General features: G+C 63.1%; 17 protein-coding genes. 6 read left to right on the top strand and 11 right to left on the bottom strand.

Features of this window, described 5'->3' with window-relative positions:
* Window positions 1-9: 9 nt before the first annotated feature.
* Genes ONR57_RS01545 through ONR57_RS01520 form a run of 6 tightly spaced genes read right to left on the bottom strand, consistent with a single transcriptional unit; the run spans window position 10 to window position 7,306 of the window.
* The gene (locus ONR57_RS01545; RefSeq protein ID WP_265121095.1) at window positions 10-1,176 is read right to left on the bottom strand and encodes a cytochrome P450; all 1,167 of its coding nucleotides are present in this window, start codon (window positions 1,174-1,176) and stop codon (window positions 10-12) included.
* Window positions 1,173-1,922: a 1-acyl-sn-glycerol-3-phosphate acyltransferase gene (locus ONR57_RS01540; RefSeq protein WP_265121094.1), complete on the bottom strand. Its 750-nt coding sequence runs from the start codon at window positions 1,920-1,922 to the stop codon at window positions 1,173-1,175. The genes ONR57_RS01545 and ONR57_RS01540 overlap by 4 nt, the downstream gene beginning before the upstream one ends.
* Window positions 1,919-3,691 carry a long-chain fatty acid--CoA ligase gene (locus ONR57_RS01535; RefSeq protein ID WP_265121093.1) on the bottom strand — a complete coding sequence of 591 codons (1,773 nt, stop codon included), beginning with the start codon at window positions 3,689-3,691 and terminating at the stop codon, window positions 1,919-1,921. The genes ONR57_RS01540 and ONR57_RS01535 overlap by 4 nt, the downstream gene beginning before the upstream one ends.
* Window positions 3,688-5,232 carry a bifunctional 3-(3-hydroxy-phenyl)propionate/3-hydroxycinnamic acid hydroxylase gene (locus ONR57_RS01530; protein WP_265121092.1) on the bottom strand — a complete coding sequence of 515 codons (1,545 nt, stop codon included), beginning with the start codon at window positions 5,230-5,232 and terminating at the stop codon, window positions 3,688-3,690. Before ONR57_RS01530 ends, ONR57_RS01535 begins: the two co-directional genes overlap by 4 nt.
* 5 nt (window positions 5,233-5,237) lie before the next feature.
* The gene (locus tag ONR57_RS01525; RefSeq protein ID WP_265121090.1) at window positions 5,238-6,176 is read right to left on the bottom strand and encodes a fumarylacetoacetate hydrolase family protein; all 939 of its coding nucleotides are present in this window, start codon (window positions 6,174-6,176) and stop codon (window positions 5,238-5,240) included.
* The gene (locus tag ONR57_RS01520) at window positions 6,173-7,306 is read right to left on the bottom strand and encodes a VOC family protein (RefSeq protein WP_265121088.1); all 1,134 of its coding nucleotides are present in this window, start codon (window positions 7,304-7,306) and stop codon (window positions 6,173-6,175) included. The genes ONR57_RS01525 and ONR57_RS01520 overlap by 4 nt, the downstream gene beginning before the upstream one ends.
* A gap of 107 nt (window positions 7,307-7,413) precedes the next feature.
* On the opposite strand from ONR57_RS01520, the gene ONR57_RS01515 reads away from it, so the two are divergent.
* Window positions 7,414-8,046: a TetR/AcrR family transcriptional regulator gene (locus tag ONR57_RS01515; protein WP_265121086.1), complete on the top strand. Its 633-nt coding sequence runs from the start codon at window positions 7,414-7,416 to the stop codon at window positions 8,044-8,046.
* Window positions 8,047-8,093: 47 nt separating this feature from the next.
* On the opposite strand, the gene ONR57_RS01510 is transcribed toward ONR57_RS01515, so the two are convergent.
* Complete coding sequence (locus ONR57_RS01510; RefSeq protein WP_265121085.1) at window positions 8,094-9,068, bottom strand: hypothetical protein; 975 nt, start codon at window positions 9,066-9,068, stop codon at window positions 8,094-8,096.
* A gap of 150 nt (window positions 9,069-9,218) precedes the next feature.
* Here ONR57_RS01510 and ONR57_RS01505 point away from each other — a divergent pair, with 150 nt between their 5' ends.
* Window positions 9,219-9,692, top strand: coding sequence for a hypothetical protein (locus ONR57_RS01505; RefSeq protein WP_265121084.1), 474 nt, complete (start codon window positions 9,219-9,221; stop codon window positions 9,690-9,692).
* Here the strand turns inward: ONR57_RS01505 and ONR57_RS01500 are convergent.
* Window positions 9,675-10,127 carry a hypothetical protein gene (locus tag ONR57_RS01500; RefSeq protein WP_265121083.1) on the bottom strand — a complete coding sequence of 151 codons (453 nt, stop codon included), beginning with the start codon at window positions 10,125-10,127 and terminating at the stop codon, window positions 9,675-9,677. The two genes, ONR57_RS01505 and ONR57_RS01500, sit on opposite strands and share 18 nt — an antisense overlap.
* A 21-nt stretch (window positions 10,128-10,148) precedes the next feature.
* Window positions 10,149-11,297, bottom strand: a complete 1,149-nt coding sequence (locus tag ONR57_RS23470) for a DUF6745 domain-containing protein (RefSeq protein WP_374116384.1) — start codon at window positions 11,295-11,297, stop codon at window positions 10,149-10,151.
* Window positions 11,298-11,498: 201 nt separating this feature from the next.
* On the opposite strand from ONR57_RS23470, the gene ONR57_RS23260 reads away from it, so the two are divergent.
* Both ONR57_RS23260 and ONR57_RS01485 read left to right on the top strand, forming a co-directional pair.
* Window positions 11,499-11,870, top strand: coding sequence for an amino acid permease (locus tag ONR57_RS23260; protein WP_308198632.1), 372 nt, complete (start codon window positions 11,499-11,501; stop codon window positions 11,868-11,870).
* A 97-nt stretch (window positions 11,871-11,967) separates the two neighbouring features.
* On the top strand, window positions 11,968-12,414 hold the full coding sequence (locus ONR57_RS01485) for an SRPBCC domain-containing protein (protein ID WP_265121081.1): 447 nt from the start codon (window positions 11,968-11,970) through the stop codon (window positions 12,412-12,414).
* A 139-nt stretch (window positions 12,415-12,553) separates the two neighbouring features.
* On the opposite strand, the gene ONR57_RS01480 is transcribed toward ONR57_RS01485, so the two are convergent.
* Window positions 12,554-12,778, bottom strand: coding sequence for a hypothetical protein (locus ONR57_RS01480; protein WP_265121080.1), 225 nt, complete (start codon window positions 12,776-12,778; stop codon window positions 12,554-12,556).
* A 59-nt stretch (window positions 12,779-12,837) separates the two neighbouring features.
* Window positions 12,838-13,164, bottom strand: a complete 327-nt coding sequence (locus ONR57_RS01475; RefSeq protein ID WP_265121079.1) for a hypothetical protein — start codon at window positions 13,162-13,164, stop codon at window positions 12,838-12,840.
* 165 nt (window positions 13,165-13,329) lie between these two features.
* Here ONR57_RS01475 and ONR57_RS01470 point away from each other — a divergent pair, with 165 nt between their 5' ends.
* Entirely contained in the window at window positions 13,330-15,621 is a 2,292-nt protein-coding gene (locus ONR57_RS01470) for a cation-translocating P-type ATPase (protein ID WP_265121078.1), read from the top strand.
* A gap of 43 nt (window positions 15,622-15,664) precedes the next feature.
* Complete coding sequence (locus tag ONR57_RS01465) at window positions 15,665-15,904, top strand: hypothetical protein (RefSeq protein ID WP_265121077.1); 240 nt, start codon at window positions 15,665-15,667, stop codon at window positions 15,902-15,904.
* The last annotated feature ends 16 nt before the right edge of the window (window positions 15,905-15,920 follow it).

The raw sequence follows: 15,920 nt of genomic DNA, 5'->3' as shown, positions 1-15,920 counted from the left end.
CCTTGAGTATTAGTTGAATCGGGCGGTGAACGAGGCGAAGCCCTGGAGGGTGTTGTTCAGTACAGGTACGGGGTCGCTGACGGTGATCGTGTCGACCCGCGGGATCATGGCGTACAGGAGGGTCTGCATTTCGAGTTTCGACAGTTGCATGCCGACGCAGGTGTGGATGCCGTGACCCCAGCCCAGGTTGCTTCCGCGCCGGTTCAACGTGAATTTCTCGGGCTGGTCGAAGTGGCGTTCGTCCATGTTGCCTGAGGCGTAGAGCAGGACCACTCGCTGTCCCCGGCCGAGCCGAATGCCGTGAAGTTCGGTGTCTTGCGCGACCATTCGGGTGAACCCGCGAATAGGAGACGCCAGTCGAACGGCTTCCACGACCGCTGTTGGGACGAGGCTGGGATCGTCGCGCAACTGCCGCCAGACACCGGGCACTGTTCCCAAACTCCATAGCAGCTGTGCTGTAGCAAGAATCGTGGTGTCAAGGCTAGGGGCCACGAAGTCGATGATCATGTTCTTGGCTTCGATCGTGGAGACTTCACCGCGATCGGCTGCGTCGAAGACCGTGGACGCCCAGCTGCCAGGCTTCACGGCCGCCCGGTTCAGGCGGAGCGTGTACAGGTACAGGGCGAGCGAGCGACGAAAAGTCGAAAGCGACCGCAGGTTAGCCGGACCGAGCCCGTCAAAGGTCGCCCCGGCCCATCGCAGCATATGGTGGGGAGTGACCTTGACGCCGACAAGTTCCGCGACCGCCTGTACAGGGAGCCTGGCGGAAAAGTCGGCGACGCCGTCGAATGAGTCCTGCCGGAGTAGCCGTTCGATCGTCTCCGCGGCTTCAGCCTCGAACACCTCCGCGGACGGTGACAGGGCCCGCGATGTCAGCGACCGCATCAGGATCATGCGGCGCGTCAGATGGGTTGAATTGTCACTGGAGAGTGTGGTGTATCGCCCCAGCGCGTTGGCAATCGGGTTGGCCGCGACACCTTGTTTACTGAGGAAGGTCGTATCGTCGCGCAACGCTTCGCGCACATCGTCGAACCGGCCCATCGCCCACATTCGATGCCGGGGCAGCCACACGAGTGGGCCGGTGTCGCGGATCTGCCGGTAGACCGGCTGCGGATTCTTCAGCGTGGCGGTGCTGTACAGGTCGATGTCGACCGAAGGGGCACTAAGAGTCATCATCGGACCAGCCCATCGAGGCGCGCCTGCATGGCCTGTTCCACTCGTGCGGAAAAGTCTTCAGGCGTTTCACCCTCTTCCGGGTACATCGCCGGAAGCACCGCTGTGGTGATCTTCACGGGCAGTGGCAAATACGGGAGGATCGCGGTGATTCCGATCGACAAGCCCCAGGGAATCGACAGCGTCACCGGCAGCGTTTTCACGCGAAGGAGGCGGGGGAGGCAGAGTGCCTTCGCCATTCTCTGCCCGTCGGATAGCACGAACAAGGAGTTGCCCGCACCGGCCGTGACCACAGGTACGACCGGGACCCCGTGTTCCATCGCGAGTCGCGCGTAGCCGCTTCGTCCACCGAACTTGATGCGATGGCGCTCCTGGTACGGTTTGGCCGCCTCGACGTCACCGCCGGGAAAGACGGCGACATAGTGTCCGGCAGCGAAGCCTTCGTCCGCGGACTCTTTGCTGGCCGGTCGGCATCCGAGTTGCTCGGCGAGCGTGCCGAAACCCAGTGTCCAGGCAATCTGGTGGGTGAGGAAGATGACGTTGTCTCTGACACCTAGCTCGTCGAGTGTGGCGGCGAGGGCGTAGACGTTGAGGTCGGTGATTCCCCCGTGCCCGTGGTTACTCACCAGCAGTGCCGGTGCGGATGGCAGTGGCGAGTCGACGTGCAGTTCATGCTGGTTGTGGCGGCGAACGATCGCCAACCCCGCCCGGCGGACAAGGTTAGCCGCGGCGCTCTGTCTGGTCGTCATGTGCGCATTCCCGAGTAGATGTCGTCGATGAGCGACGCGTAGTTCCGCATGACCACGGGACGCTTCACCTTCAGACTCGGCGTCAGTTCACCGCTTTCGACAGTGAGTTCGTGGGGGAGGACGCGGTATTGCTTGACTGTCTCCCACCTGTTCAGTCCCGCGTTGACCTTCTCGAGTGCGTCGGTGATCGCTGCCTCGGCGTCCGCGGTCTGGCCGATGGCGTCGGGGTCGAGGGTGAGCAGCACACTTGCGAAGTTGCGGCCGTCGGCGACGACTATTGCGTTCGAGATGATCGGGCATTCGGCCTTAATCGCAGATTCGATCGCCGTTGGCGCGATGTACTTGCCGCCGCTGGTTTTGAACAGGTCCTTCTTGCGGTCGGTGATCTTGAGGAAGTTCTCGTCATCGAGTTCGCCGATGTCACCGGTGGCGAACCAACCGTCGCTGTCGATCACCTCGGCGGTCTTGTCGGGGAGATTGTGGTAGCCGCGCATGGTACCCGGGCCGCGCATCAGGATCTCGCCATCATCGGCGATGCGTACTTCAGTACCCGGGAATGGTTGCCCGACAGTGCCGATTTTGACGTTGCCGGGCCGGTTGACGAAAGAAGCGCCTGTGGTTTCGGTGAGTCCATAACCTTCCAGAATCGGCAGACCCGCGGCCGCGAACCACTCGGCGATCCGCGGCGGAAGAGCGGCGCTCCCAGAAACGAGGTATTCGAGATTGCCGCCGAAGCGTGCGCGAATCTTGCTGAACACCAAGCGATCCGCGAGCGCGAGTTGCGCGGCCCGCCACGGCGGGACGACTGTGCCCGCAGCCTTGCGACGCACCGCGTCGATGCCGACGCCGAACGCCCACGTGAAGATTTTGGCCTTGAGTCCGCCCTCGGCCTCGGTGGTGGAGACAACCCGGCTGTATATCTTCTCGAAGACGCGCGGTGCAGCGGCCATGAAGGACGGCTGGATAAGTCCTATGTTGTCAACGATGCGGTCGATTCGGCCGTCGATGGCGGTGATAAAACCGACCTCATACTGCGCGGCGAGCAGCAGTTTGCCGAACACGTGGGACAGCGGCAGCCACAGGAACTGCACGTGATCGTGCTGGATGACGTTCTCCGAGGCGACCGCCGCGCCGAGGTAGAGCCAGTTGCCGTGCGTGAGTTCGACACCTTTGGGACGTCCGGTGGTGCCGGAGGTGTACACAATTGTCGCGAGGCTGTCGGGCGTGATCCCGGCGACTGCCTGGTCGACGGCGTCCGGGTGCTGGCGGAGGTGATCGCGGCCAAGTTCAGCGAGTTGGCTGAGCGACAGCACCGTGTCACCATCGCCGGCGCCGTCGAACAGCACGACGTGCGTGACGGCGCCGACGTACCTGCGGCCGCTGCGCAACTTCGCTAGCTGTGTCTCGTCCTCAGCGAATACTACGACGGCTCCGCAGTCACTGAGGATGTACTCGACATCGTCGGGGTTGGTGCTCGGGTAGACGGTGGTAGTTGCGGCGCCTGCGAGCGCCACCGCCACATCGGCCAGCACCCATTCGAGCCGGGTCGTCGCAGCGATCGCGACTCGCTGCTCGCGCTGAACGCCGAGAGCGAGGAGTCCTGCGGCAAGTTCGCGCGTCTGCAATTCGGTATCGGCCCATGTGAGCGAACGCCACTTGCCGTCGTCTGCGGGAGTGCGAAATGCCTCACGGTCGGCCGAACGGTGGCACTGCTCGAGAAACAGTGCGGCGGTTGACGCGTGGGCCACGGGCAATGCTTGAGTCGTCATCGGAGTTCCTTGACGGTCGTCGGGTTGATGCCGGCCGCGGCGAGTCGCCGCTGCCACGTACGCAGGTCGGGGGAGTCGGCGGCAGCCGCTACGATGCGGTCCGGGCGAATCAGCACGGCATCCGCGTGGTAGAAGTCGAGCAGCGCGTGTGCTTCGGTGTCGGCAGCCCCGACCCGAACAACTGACAGTCCCAGTGATTCGAAGAATCTGCGGGTTTCGGCGTCGAAGGCGGCTGTGCGGTCCGCGCCGCGGTAGATGATCGCCCAATTCAGTCCGATTAGTGCATCAAGGCGCTGACCTCCGATGAGTGGCTGAGCGAAGACGTCGCCGGTTCGTTTGCCTCGGCCGCCCTGGTGAACGAGTGGGCCCTCACTGAAGGTGGGCCACAGCGCGGTGACGAACTCGTCCTCGCTGCCGGTAAGTCGGGTGACCGCGCGGATCGCGCCGTTGCGTACCGAGTTGAATTGTGCCGGACCGCCGGTCATCGCGGCGCCGACGACGATCGCCAGTTTTACAACACGGCGAGCGTAGGGTCGCCGTTCCGCCTCGTACGTGTCAAGAATCCGGTCGTCGGCCATGCCGTCCAGTACGAGGGCGAGCTTCCAGACGAGGTTCGCGGCGTCACGAATCCCGGCGCACAGGCCCTGGCCGATGAAGGGCGGGGTCTGATGTGCCGCGTCGCCGAGAAGGAACACCCTGCCTCGCTGCCATTTGTCGGCGACGACACCGCGAAATGTGTAGCAGGCCTGGCGCAGGAAGGTGACCTTCTCCAAGTCGACGTTTTCGAGCCAAGGCCGGGTTAGTTCCAGCACCCGATGGTGGGTGAAATCCCCGGGCCGCTCGCCGGCCTTGAGCCGGAACTCCCAGCGGTAGCGCTGGGGTGTTATCGGCATGAAAGTCGCCGCGCGGTTGCTGTCGCATACCTGCTGGACGCCGTCGTAGACATCGAGCGGTTCCGTGGTCGCAATGTCGACGACCAGCCACTGCTGCTGAAAGCGGAAGTCCTCCATTTTGGCGCCGACCACACCGCGAGTCATGCTGTTTGCGCCATCGCAGCCGAGTACTGCGTCGGTCCAGACTTCATGTTCGGTGTCGCCTTCGCGGTACCGAACGCGCATGACCCCACCGATGCCGGGTGCCTGTTCGACCGCGAAAACCTCAACGCCCCCGCGAAACTCGACCGAGGGGTATTTGTCGAGCGCATTGCGGAGAACGCGTTCGAGATCGGGTTGATCGAACATGTTCGCTTGGGGGTAGCCATGAATCTCGCGCTCGCGGCGAAGATTGGCAAGAACACGGTGCTGGGCGTCCGTGAGTCGCATACCAGGCGCCGGCCGGGAGATCGCACTTACTTCACCTTCGAGGTCCATCGCGGCGAAGATCCGAAAGACCTCGTCGTCGAAGTGGACGGCGCGAGGGAGGGGGTAAACCTCCGGCCAGCGTTCGAGCACCAGTGTCTGAATGTTGTGCTGGCCGAGCATGATCGCCGCGCTAGCACCGGTGGGTCCGGCGCCAATCACCACGGCTGGGATGTAGCGCATGTCGCCTACCGAATCGTGTTGTGCTGAGTTCCGAGGTCGAGCGCGCCGTCGTCGGTGCGAATCGACGTGACGACCCGGTCACCGGGCTTGAGGTACGCGCTGCTTTTGGCTTGGCCTTTGATGAAGAGCTGCCATTTAGTGCTTTCAGGGAGCAGGCCACCGACCTTCTGTGCGATTGCTTTCGGCGGCTGCAGGGCGACACCACCCGGCGTGCCGGTGAGGATAACGTCACCAACCTCAAAGTTCTCAAGCTGGGAGAACTCGGTGAGGGTGTCGGCTGGCTGGAAGACCATGTCGCCGGCGAGCGAGTCCTGCCGTTTGCTTTCGTTCACTGAGAGAGTCAGACGCAGATCTGACCAACGGGCGACCTCTGCAGCGTTCTCCGGTACGCACAGGTGCGGACCGACCGGGCAGAAGGTGCGGTAGCTCTTGCCCTTGTACCACTGTCCTTGCGGCAATTGGATGTCCCTGGCGCTGACATCGTTAGCGACCACGAAGGCGCCGACGTATTCGGCCAGGTTCTGCGGGGTTACGGTCACCGGTTCCGTGATCGGCTTACCGACAACGATCCCGAGTTCGACTTCGTAGTCCAGCAATTGCACGTGGGGCGGGGTGACGATGTCGTCATCGGCGCCGCACATTGAGGCGGTTGATTTGGTGAACAGCATGTTGAACGCCCGGTTCGGGTCCATGCCGGACTCGATCATGTGCGACCGGTAGTTCGCGCCCTGGCAGTGCACCCGCGCGTTAGGCAGCGGGTTCAACGGTGTGACGTCCCTGAGCGGAATCCCTTTGGCCTCGGGTTTGGCCAGCGACTCGCGGGCGGCCTTGACCCCCTCGGTGAGGACTTCTGCAGTGGTCTCGTAGGTGCCGGGCAGAGAAATTATGTCGGTGCCGCGGACGACACCCCAGCCGTCGCTGTGGCGGATTAGATTGATGCTCATTTCAGGGCTACTTTCGCTAGGCCCAGCAGGCGCCGGGAGGTGAACTCGTTGTCGCGGTCGGCGAGTGCCGATACCACTTGCTTGATGAAATGCGGCGATGGATTCGCTTCGAGGAAGTCACGGGTGACGGCAGGTCCCCACTGCGAGAGCCCGCTGGCCGACATCTCGGCCCAGCCCGCCTCGACGGTGTTGTCGAACATGTCGCCGTCGGTGAAGTGCTCGACAAGGAAACCATCCGGGTCGCGCCAGTAGTCGAACAATTGACTGCCCTGGATGTGGCGCCCGATGCCCCATGAATGCTTGTAGCGGTTTTCCTTCAGGTACTCACTGCCCGCGGCGAGTGCATCGAGGTCGGCGACCTGGAACGCGGAGTGGATGTACTTGCGGCCGGGGCCGAGCGTCATCGCGAGGGTGTGGTGGTCGGCCGGGGTGCTGCCGCGGTCGCAGCGGATGAACGCCATCGTGGGCCCTTGGTCACGCTGACCGGGAAAGTACAGGAAGTCGCTGACGATCAGACCCAGGTGCTGCTGGTACCAGTCGAGTGCCTTGTTGAAGTTCGTGGATTCGAGCACGACGTGGCCCAGTCGCTCGACCCGCGCCGGTTCACGCGGCGGCCGCTGAGTGGCGTTGACGCGGTTCAGTTCACCGTTGGTGTTGAAGATGAGCTTCCGCTGGAGGATCGGAAGCTCGGGGAGTTCCTCGGCACCGGCGACAACGCGCAGCGGGACTCCACCGGGATCGACCAGGTCAACACCGATCCCACCGCCGTGGCCGGGCAGGTGATAGGCCGACGTATTCGCCGCCCGGGCGAGCCTGTGCACGTCAGCGATATCAGCAGCCCTAAAGGCGGGGCCGATGAACCGCGACTTCTCGCCCTGCCGGATGACGACACAATGGGTGCCCGCGAGTGCACCGCGCAGATAGAGCGCGTCCGTGGTGCGGGCGGCGGTGACGAAGCCAAAGTCGTGCGCGAACCGTTCCGCCGCGTCGAGATCGGGCTTCTCGAACTCCAGCCACGCCAGATCTTCAACCTTGATTACCGGGTTCTTGGCCTTGTGCGCGCGGTCTCCACGCACGGCGCCCTGCTCGCTGTGCAGACCATCGTGGACGTCCTTGGTTGGTGTGGTCATATCCGATTCCTTCCACGGTACTGATGAAAGCATCAGTTACGAGAACCATGGTTGTCAACAACCGTCATAACTGATGAACAGATCAGTTTTGTGTTATCTTGGCGTGCATGACTGAGCCAGTAGCCGTGAACCGACTCGAGCGGCGCAAGGCGCGGACGCGGGCCGCCTTGATCGCGGCCGCCCGCACGTTGCTAGCCCGCCACGGCGGGACGGAAGCGAGCATCCAGGAGATCACTGATCTCGCTGATGTCGGTTTTGGATCCTTCTACAATCACTTCACCTCGAAGGACGAGCTGTTTGACGCGGCAGTAGCGCAAACGCTCGAAGAGCACGGTGCGCTGGTCGACCAGGTCACCCAGGGCATCGAAGACCCAGCCGAAGTGTTCGCCGCGGGTGTCCGGCTCACGGTCCGGCTCTTTCGCACGCATCAGCAGCTCGCGCAGATCATCACCAACACGGGGCCTGCTTACCTGCAGTCGAGCACTGGGTTGGCTCCGCGCGCGCTGCGCGACATTCAGCGCGCCTTAGAAGCTGGTCGCTTCGACGTCGAAGATCCGGTTGTCGCCCTCGCCTGCACCGGAGGCGCGATACTGGGTGCCCTGCACATCATGGAAGGCCGCTCGGCCGTGCAAATCGACCAGGCTGCCGACGAAGTGGCCAGAAACATGCTGCGAATGTTCGGCCTTCCCAGCGAGGAGGCGCGAGAGATCACGTCCCGGCGATTGCCGAACCTGCGCTGAATCTCTCGACGGCGGGCATGCTCTGCGAGGTAGGTTGCCCAGTCTGCCTAGCCGTCCGGGAACGGCTGCATTGGGATGCCATGATCAGTCTCGCGCATACCGAGTTCGTATGTGGCGGAACCAGATACGTGCATCCGCTGAGGAGTTTCTCCAGGCCGGTCAATTTCAAGGTCAAGGTCGGCGATCGAGCAGTTCACGGTATTGTGCTCGCCCCCGTCAGGGTCGGCATAGACCCATCCGACGTATCGCTCGCGCGGCGCACTGACTCTTCCACGGACAGCGACCTCTTTGCTGGGGAGTACAAAATTGCATTGATCCGGCAACTCGTCGATATGCGTGCGCGGGACACCAGGTAACCCACCGAGCCGGTGCGCCGCGCCATCGAGAACGAGCATCCCGTTCGCGACCCAGGGCGTGGTCAGGGGCCCCAGCTTGATGCGCCCGGCGCCGATGTCGAGATATCCGCCGTCGCGCAGCGGTGCGTGGAGCCATATCCACCGTTCTGCGTGTTCCCGTCCCCAGTTGTGGCCGACCATTCCTGGCCAGTCACGCAGGTCGATGCGCTCGTTGTCGACTGTGAGCCGGCCAGACCACAGCACGCCCGGGTGCGGACTGAGGAGCTTTGTGCGAGGCAGCGGTCCCGTGTACATCCAGTCGGCCGGCAAGTGGCGCAGCACCTGGTGGCGGTCACTGAATGTCAAATCCCAGTTCGCATTCAGCGCCTCGCTGCTGATGGAGCCATAGGCCCGTCCCGGCGCGATCTCCGCCTCCGCTATGCGTATGTAGGAGCCTTGCGGCGTGGTCAAGGACGTCGCGTCGAATGTGACCTTTGTTGCCTGGGGTGCGTCTGGGGCGAAGAGGGTGAACCACAGTGAGCAGGTGGGGTCGGCATTCGGGCGTTTGTGGACCGTGTAGCGAATCCACACGCCTCTCCCGCCACTGGGCTCAGTCGCCTTCAGATAGAAGCTCTCGTAGTGCCCGGTTCTGTGGTCGATCTCTGGAAACCGCGCTGAAGTCCGCACACAACAACAGTAAAACTACTGGTACAGCAACGGTATCGAAATCATCGCTCCTGTGACTGCCACTGGGATTTCGCTGTTGTGAGTACGAGGACGTCCTAAGCGCTGCTTGCGCCAGGCTGCGGTTGCGCCGCTTGCCACGGTGCCGGAATTGTGCTCGTCTCTGTCACTACTGCGGCCTACGGGCATGCGACGATGGCGACGCGGTGGCGGTCCCTCTTGTCGGGCTGTGGATCGCGCGGCTACGCGCAGCGCGCCGCGGGGCGGCAGGCGACGTCACGTCGGGTACGGGCTTGTTGCGCTTGTCGCGATACTGGCAGCGCCGAGCGCGCTGCCAGTCGCTGGGGGTACCTGACGTTCCTTGGGGCGGCACTGTTCGTGCTGGGTGTGCGATCTCGTCAGCGCGTCGCTTGGGTCAGCCGCGCGGTAACCGCAGTCGCTGGGGTCCTCACGGGTTCATCAGTAGTCCGAGACGCTGTTGGAATTCACGAGTACGCGTCGGCTGCGGCGACGTCAACCGTCGTGCAGGCGTCGCTGGGTCTGGTAGTGCTGCTGTTGACAGTGCGGGTGTTCATGGTCGAACGGGACCGCCCGCCAACAGTGTCCGGGTCAATCGGCCACAAGTAGCGGCGGCCCGAGTCGTCCGGCGCCGCGCTCGCGCTGTCGGCGAACGACGTAGCACCCTGGAGCGATCCCTGTCGCCCCGTGCTCGGGGTGAAGAAGATACGCGATCCCGGTGGTCTCGATGATGCCCAGGGCGAGACGCATGGTGTCTTGGACGGATGTCGTCCATATGCAGGTACCTTCATCGGCAACGAGGCAGTGCGGGTTGCCGCCGGCGGCGCTCCGCAACAACTCGATTCCCGATCGTGGCACTGCGATGGAGCGTGCCCAGGGCGCAGGCTGGATGGCGGCACTGACCACGGCGTAGGGGATGACAATGAGATCGCCTTGCGCCTGGAGACCGCTTGTCACCGGGACAGTAACTTCGCGGTCGAGGTGGTCGAGTACATCCAGGCCACTGAGTGCAGTGAGGTCGGACAGTGTGAGTTCAGCATGCATGGAATATCACCTTGGAGGTTTTCAGGTTCGGCGAACGAGTTGTGCATAGTCGGTACCGCTGATGCCGTAGGTCCAGCCAGCGGCGTCCAGCGCGGAGGGAACCCAGTGGGGGACGCGAATGCCGTAGCGGCGGCGCTGGCCGTCGCGTTCGACGGAACCGTTGACGACCAGCAGGATTAGGCCCGGTCGCCCCCAGCCAGCTGGGGTTGAGTAGAGCCCCAGCGTGCACCCGGGGTTGCCTGGGTCGTCGGCGCGATCCACGAGCGCAAGGCCAGCCATGTCGATGTACCGGTCCCAACCGATCCGCTCGATCGCGCAGCGGCGGACCTCGATATTGCGCTCACTGTTGATCCGTTCGGCGGTGGGATCGAGAACGACCCAATCGGGAACGATGGTGCCGTGCAGCACGAACGTGTGACTGCGGTCCGTGAACTCGAGTGCTGGCCGGTCCGGATGGTGTAGCCGACGTTGATTGTTGTTGCCGCTGGGCGTGGGTTCCGTGTGTAGTGCGGTGGGTCGTTCGGACATTACGCAGACACCATCGAACGCCCACCACCACCCCGTCGCGCCTACCAGCGTGGCGTGAAGATCGAGGAGGTCGTCGTCGCGCGCCTGGTAGTCCACGAGCCCGAAGTGCCGGAACGTGTCGTAGTACGCGACCCGATGAGCTTCCTGTTGCCCGTACCAGGTGACGCCGAGAGGTGAGCGCGGCAGCAGCCCGCGTATCGCCGTCGCGACACCGTCGTACAGTGAGGTTCGCAATGAATTGCACGCTGGCCCAATGATTCTCGAGCTCGGCCCCGGCAGTCGGTGTATCCGTGCGTCCATTCGGGCACGGGACTTGGCCCACATTGCGGCGATCCCCTCCGAAGGGTGGGGAGGCGCTCCGTAGGTCAGCGGCGGGACCGATAGGCCTGCATCGTTGATCAACCGATGTGCCGCCGGGGGAGAAGGCGCCCACACGAATCTCGGTGCTGTGAACCCGGCTCTTTCGTAGAGCTCTGCGACAGTCTCCTCGGCGGAGGGCCGATCGGAAGGTGTCGTGCACAGTCCGTGCTCAAGCCAATAGTCGCGCCGGGCATCTGCCGCATCGGCCAGGGCGTGGGGATCGGTGACTTTGTGGGATAGGGCGCGGTGTGGAACCGCTGATGAGATCGGCATCGCGCTCACCGGACGGTGGCGGTAGCCGCCTTTCCTGTAGTCATAGTTATCGAGGATCGCACGAGAAGCTCCGCGGCACAAGCAGTCTTTCGTGTCCAGGTGGTGATTCCGGAGGACGCCAATTGTTTGAAGTGTCTTCTAGCTGTATCGGGTGATGAAATCCCGGTTTGTGTCCCGGCCGCCTTCGGGGTCAGGCGTGGGCGCCGCCTCTTGGCTGGTCGACGTGTCCTCGACGCGGATTACGTGCGGAAGCTACCCACACTTCGCCGCACGCTCGGCCAAACCGTCGTTGTGGCTGGTCATGCCACGAATGCTGCGGCGCGGTGCCAGGTTGGACGGCCAAACTGCGCACGTTTCAGGCGCGGCGTGTATCCGTCCCACGACTTCGCCGACGCAATCGCCGGTGCCTTCGGCTCCGCCCTCACTTACCAGGCCCCGGTCTCCAGATTTCTCAATTCAATGAGTCGTGACGGTGTTCTGCCTTCACGTATCTTCGGCCAGATTTCTCCCCGCTTCGGGACGCCAGTTTTCGCCGTGCTGTGTGTCCGGCGGCCGCCACCTGCTCTGCAACTCGAGCATTAGGTGACCGCGGGCGGCTCAACTCATCCGGCGGTACAAGGACCGGCAGAGTAATCTGACCTCAGATCGCTCAATGTCGTTTTGCCCAGGGAGGTCGAAGGTGGCGATCGATCCGCACCTCGATCCGTCCAGAGTTGAACTGGGAATGTTCTACCAGCAGCCACCCGAGGTTGTGTGGCGAGCGCTCACAGACTCAACCCTGCTTGAGCAGTGGTTGCTTCCCTCGGTCGGGTTCGACTCTCTGCAAGCGGGAACCGCATTCATCTTTCTGCTGCCATCAGATCCTCCGGCCGAGATCGCGTGCGAAATTCTTCAGGTTCTGCCGGGGCAAGCGATGACCTGGAGCTGGACGGACATGCGCGGCCCATCGCCGTCCCGATGGAAAGTGAGCTGGGCGATACAGCCACAGGGGCACGGCACCCGGCTGCTGCTCGTCAACAGCGGCTTTGACGTCGCAGAAAAGCGACAGCGAATGCAGCGAAATGTGATGGAGCGAGGCTGGCGCGAAGTGCTTTCGAAACTGGAAGGTATATTGCGCCGCCACTGAGTTGCTTCCGCGACGTTCCTTCCCGCGATCGCGAAGCACGCCCTTCCAGTGGCTGATTCAGGCGATCAGCTACTCAGGGTGACCGGCTGATTGGTTAAACTCTCCGTGCCAGGTGTGATACCACACCTGGCCGCTACGGTTAATGTACGGAGAGCGTTCCGGCGATCGCGCCGTCACGCATCGTGTGGAAGGTGTAGTACCCGGGAAATGCGTGGACTTGTCCTGTCCGAAGTTCTGGCCTGAATTGCTTAAGCCACTCGTCCGCTAGTGTGCGAGCTTTTGCGTATCGATCACCGGCTTTGCCGGTCGCGTATCGGTCGGCATCATCCCGTATGCGGTATTCCACATCATCGCTGGGCCCCACTCGAGATGCACATCACCAGTTGTCCGGTCGAAGATCACCTCGGTTGCGCTGCCCCCGCCCTAGTCAACGAGTTCGATGTAGAAGTGGTTGCCGAACTCCATTACCTCGCCGATGCCCAGCCCCCACCTGGCCGCAAGCTGCTCTGCGCTGGCGATGGCTTCATCCGGGGTCTCAACCGGCCCCGTCCCCTGGACAATCGCACCCATGGCACCCATCGGCCCAGCCATCATCTGCTGCGTGTGCGCCCGGCTGTAGTCCCAGCGGGTGTTGCCCCGCGCCGCGAAGCTCCATGTCAGTGTGCCGACGAGTAGTTCACGGCGTAGTGCCTTTTCCCGTGAGCATGCGCGCAATGTCGTAGCTGATACAGCGTCGAGAGACTCCTCCATCTCTGGGGCCGAAAGTCCCCAACGGCCGACGGCAAAGGCCTGCTGACCCACCGAGAAGGGACTTTCGGCCCTAACCCCCAACTTCGGACGGAGGGAACGCTCGTCAAAAGTAGGTGTCTCAGAACTGGCGTGACAGCCGCGTCATCTGAGCCAGGAGGGAACATCATGACTGAAACCGCACCGGACATTCGCGGCCAGGTCAGCTATCGACTGATTGTGCCCGGCATGGGTTCTGACCATTGCGCGGGAATCGTCACGACGTCGCTGCGGCGTGTCCCTGGTGTCGAGGAAATCCACACGAGTATCGCTAGCCACAGCGTTCGGGTCACAGTGAGAGACGGCCCGGGTGCTGCGGCTCTCGACGTCCTGCGTGCTGCGGTGGAGCGAGCGGGCTACGACGTTGCCGAAGGCGAGGCCGGGGGTGACACTGCAGGTGCAGTCGCACCGCAGGAAGTTGACCGGGATCAGGAGTATCTCGCGATTGCTGCGAAACGCGTGTGGATCGCGGCGGTTCCGGCCACTCTCATCATGGTGCTCATGGCGGTACACATGTTCTGGGAGCCGGTCCCGGGCTACCTCGCCATCATCTCTGTGCTGGCGTTCCCGGTGGTCTTCCTCTACGGCGGCTTTGTCACGCATCGCTCCGCGTGGCGATCGCTCACCAACCGCACCGCCAATATGGATGTGCTCATCTCGCTGGGCAGCCTGCCGCCCTACCTGATAGGACTAGTGGGCTTCTTCTATCCGATGACGTCGTTCACCGAGATGGCCGCGACTATCATGACGTTCCATCTCATCGGCCGATACTTGGAGACCCGTGCGAAAGGCCGTGCCTCGCAAGCGATCAAGCGGCTGCTGACGCTTGGGGCGAAGACCGCCCGAGTCCTTCGCGACGGCAGCGAGGTGGAGGTCCCCATTGCGGACTTGGCCGTCGGTGACGTGATGGTCGTGCGCCCCGGGGAGAAAATCCCGACTGACGGGGAAGTGATCGACGGTGACAGTCACGTCGACGAATCTATCGCGACGGGCGAATCCCTCCCCATTGCTAAGCAGCGCGGAGATCTCGTGCTAGGCGCCACGATCAACAAGGAGGGTCGCTTGATCGTGCGGGCGACCCGTGTTGGCGCCGAAACGTTCCTCTCGCAAGTCATTCGGCTCGTGGAGGAAGCGCAAGGCTCTAAGGTGCCGATCCAGGAGTTCGCCGATCGTCTGACCGCCAAGTTTGTGCCAGCAGTTATCGCGATCTCGCTCGGCAGTTTGGCTGTATGGCTGATTTTCGGGGAATCCCTCCGGCCGATCCTCGAGTGGGGCGCAGGGTTCCTGCCCTGGGTTAATCCAGACCTTCCCGTGCCGGTGATCGCGATTTTGGCCGCGGTGGCCGTGCTCGTCATCGCGTGCCCCTGCGCGCTGGGTCTGGCTACTCCCACCGCGCTGATGGTCGGGTCCGGACTCGGCGCGGCGCACGGCGTGTTGATCCGCTCGGGTGAGGCCATACAGACCCTCAAAGACATCAAGGTCGTTGTACTTGACAAGACGGGAACGATCACGCTCGGAGAGCCAGAACTCACCGACGTCGTTGCTGCGCCCGGGATGGACGAGTCCCTGGTGCTTGAGCTTGCCGCCGCTGTTGAGAACGCTTCGGAACATCCGCTCGCGAAGGCGATTGCCGACGGAGCGCGGAAGCGCGGTATCCGGGTTGGCGAGGTGGGCGAATTCCGGTCCGTCAAGGCTCGTGGCGTGCAGGGCATCGTCAGCGGCAGGAAGATTCTGATCGGAAACCGCCGCTTGCTGCAAGAGACCGGTGTTGCGGGACTCGACGCGCTCGATACTGCACTCGCGGAGTTGGAGCGCCAGGGCCGCACCGTTGTCACTGTCGCGGCCGGCGGGAACGCGATCGGTCTCATCGCGGTCGCCGACGCCATCAAACCGGACTCGCGCAAGGCCGTCGCAGCGCTGCACTCACTGGGTCTGCGCGTCGTTATGCTGACCGGCGACAACGAACGCGCGGCCCGCGCAGTCGCAGACGCGGTGGGCATCGACGAGGTTCATGCGGGAGTGCTGCCCGAAGGCAAGGTCGATGAGATCCGCGCACTGCAGGACCGTTTCGGCCCCCACGTCACCATGATCGGTGACGGTATCAACGACGCCCCCGCGCTCAAACAAGCGAACGTGGGTATCGCCATCGGTGCAGGTGCCGACGTCGCGATCGAAGCAGCCGACGTCACGCTCGTCAGCGGTGAACTTACTAAGGCAGTCGCAGCGATCCGGCTTTCACGCGCAACGTTCAGCAAGATTGTTCAGAACTTGTTCTGGGCCTGGTTCTACAACGGTGCGGCTATACCAATTGCCGCCATCGGCTTGCTGCACCCCATGATCGGTGTCATCGCCATGACAACCAGTTCGCTGTCGGTGATCGGCAATTCGATGCTGCTCAAGCGCGCGAAACTGGACGTCTGATTCACAGTCGCGTGCACGTCACATCACAGAAGGGGATTCCCCAATGACTGCGCCACAGCAAAGTACTCCTGAATCAGTCCCGGTTCACAATCATGGGCACCGATGGCTGATGATTGCCTGCTGCGCCCCAATTGTGCTGATTGTCGGTGTGCTGGTGTGGACGGGCACCCTAGATTCGGGCTTCCTCGCCATCGCGGCGGTGTGCGCCATCATGATGTTCGCGATGATGGGCATGCACCGCCGCGGTGGTTCAACGCACGCGTCCGGTCATGACCGGCAATGACACGGTCGGCGGTAAG

Source organism: Hoyosella sp. YIM 151337 (assembly GCF_026041215.1).
Lineage (GTDB): Bacteria > Actinomycetota > Actinomycetes > Mycobacteriales > Mycobacteriaceae > Hoyosella.
Note: the sequence above shows the minus strand (reverse complement) of the source record. Positions and strands in the feature narration are given on the sequence as shown.

Bases quoted from the DNA above. Each gene is read 5' to 3' on its own strand.
- ONR57_RS01545 (WP_265121095.1), bottom strand. From the start codon at position 1,176: ATGATGACTCTTAGTGCCCCTTCGGTCGACATCGACCTGTACAGCACC.
- ONR57_RS01540 (WP_265121094.1), bottom strand. From the start codon at position 1,922: ATGACGACCAGACAGAGCGCCGCGGCTAACCTTGTCCGCCGGGCGGGG.
- ONR57_RS01535 (WP_265121093.1), bottom strand. From the start codon at position 3,691: ATGACGACTCAAGCATTGCCCGTGGCCCACGCGTCAACCGCCGCACTG.
- ONR57_RS01530 (WP_265121092.1), bottom strand. From the start codon at position 5,232: ATGCGCTACATCCCAGCCGTGGTGATTGGCGCCGGACCCACCGGTGCT.
- ONR57_RS01525 (WP_265121090.1), bottom strand. From the start codon at position 6,176: ATGAGCATCAATCTAATCCGCCACAGCGACGGCTGGGGTGTCGTCCGC.
- ONR57_RS01520 (WP_265121088.1), bottom strand. From the start codon at position 7,306: ATGACCACACCAACCAAGGACGTCCACGATGGTCTGCACAGCGAGCAG.
- ONR57_RS01515 (WP_265121086.1), top strand. From the start codon at position 7,414: ATGACTGAGCCAGTAGCCGTGAACCGACTCGAGCGGCGCAAGGCGCGG.
- ONR57_RS01500 (WP_265121083.1), bottom strand. From the start codon at position 10,127: ATGCATGCTGAACTCACACTGTCCGACCTCACTGCACTCAGTGGCCTG.
- ONR57_RS01475 (WP_265121079.1), bottom strand. From the start codon at position 13,164: ATGGAGGAGTCTCTCGACGCTGTATCAGCTACGACATTGCGCGCATGC.
- ONR57_RS01470 (WP_265121078.1), top strand. From the start codon at position 13,330: ATGACTGAAACCGCACCGGACATTCGCGGCCAGGTCAGCTATCGACTG.
- ONR57_RS01465 (WP_265121077.1), top strand. From the start codon at position 15,665: ATGACTGCGCCACAGCAAAGTACTCCTGAATCAGTCCCGGTTCACAAT.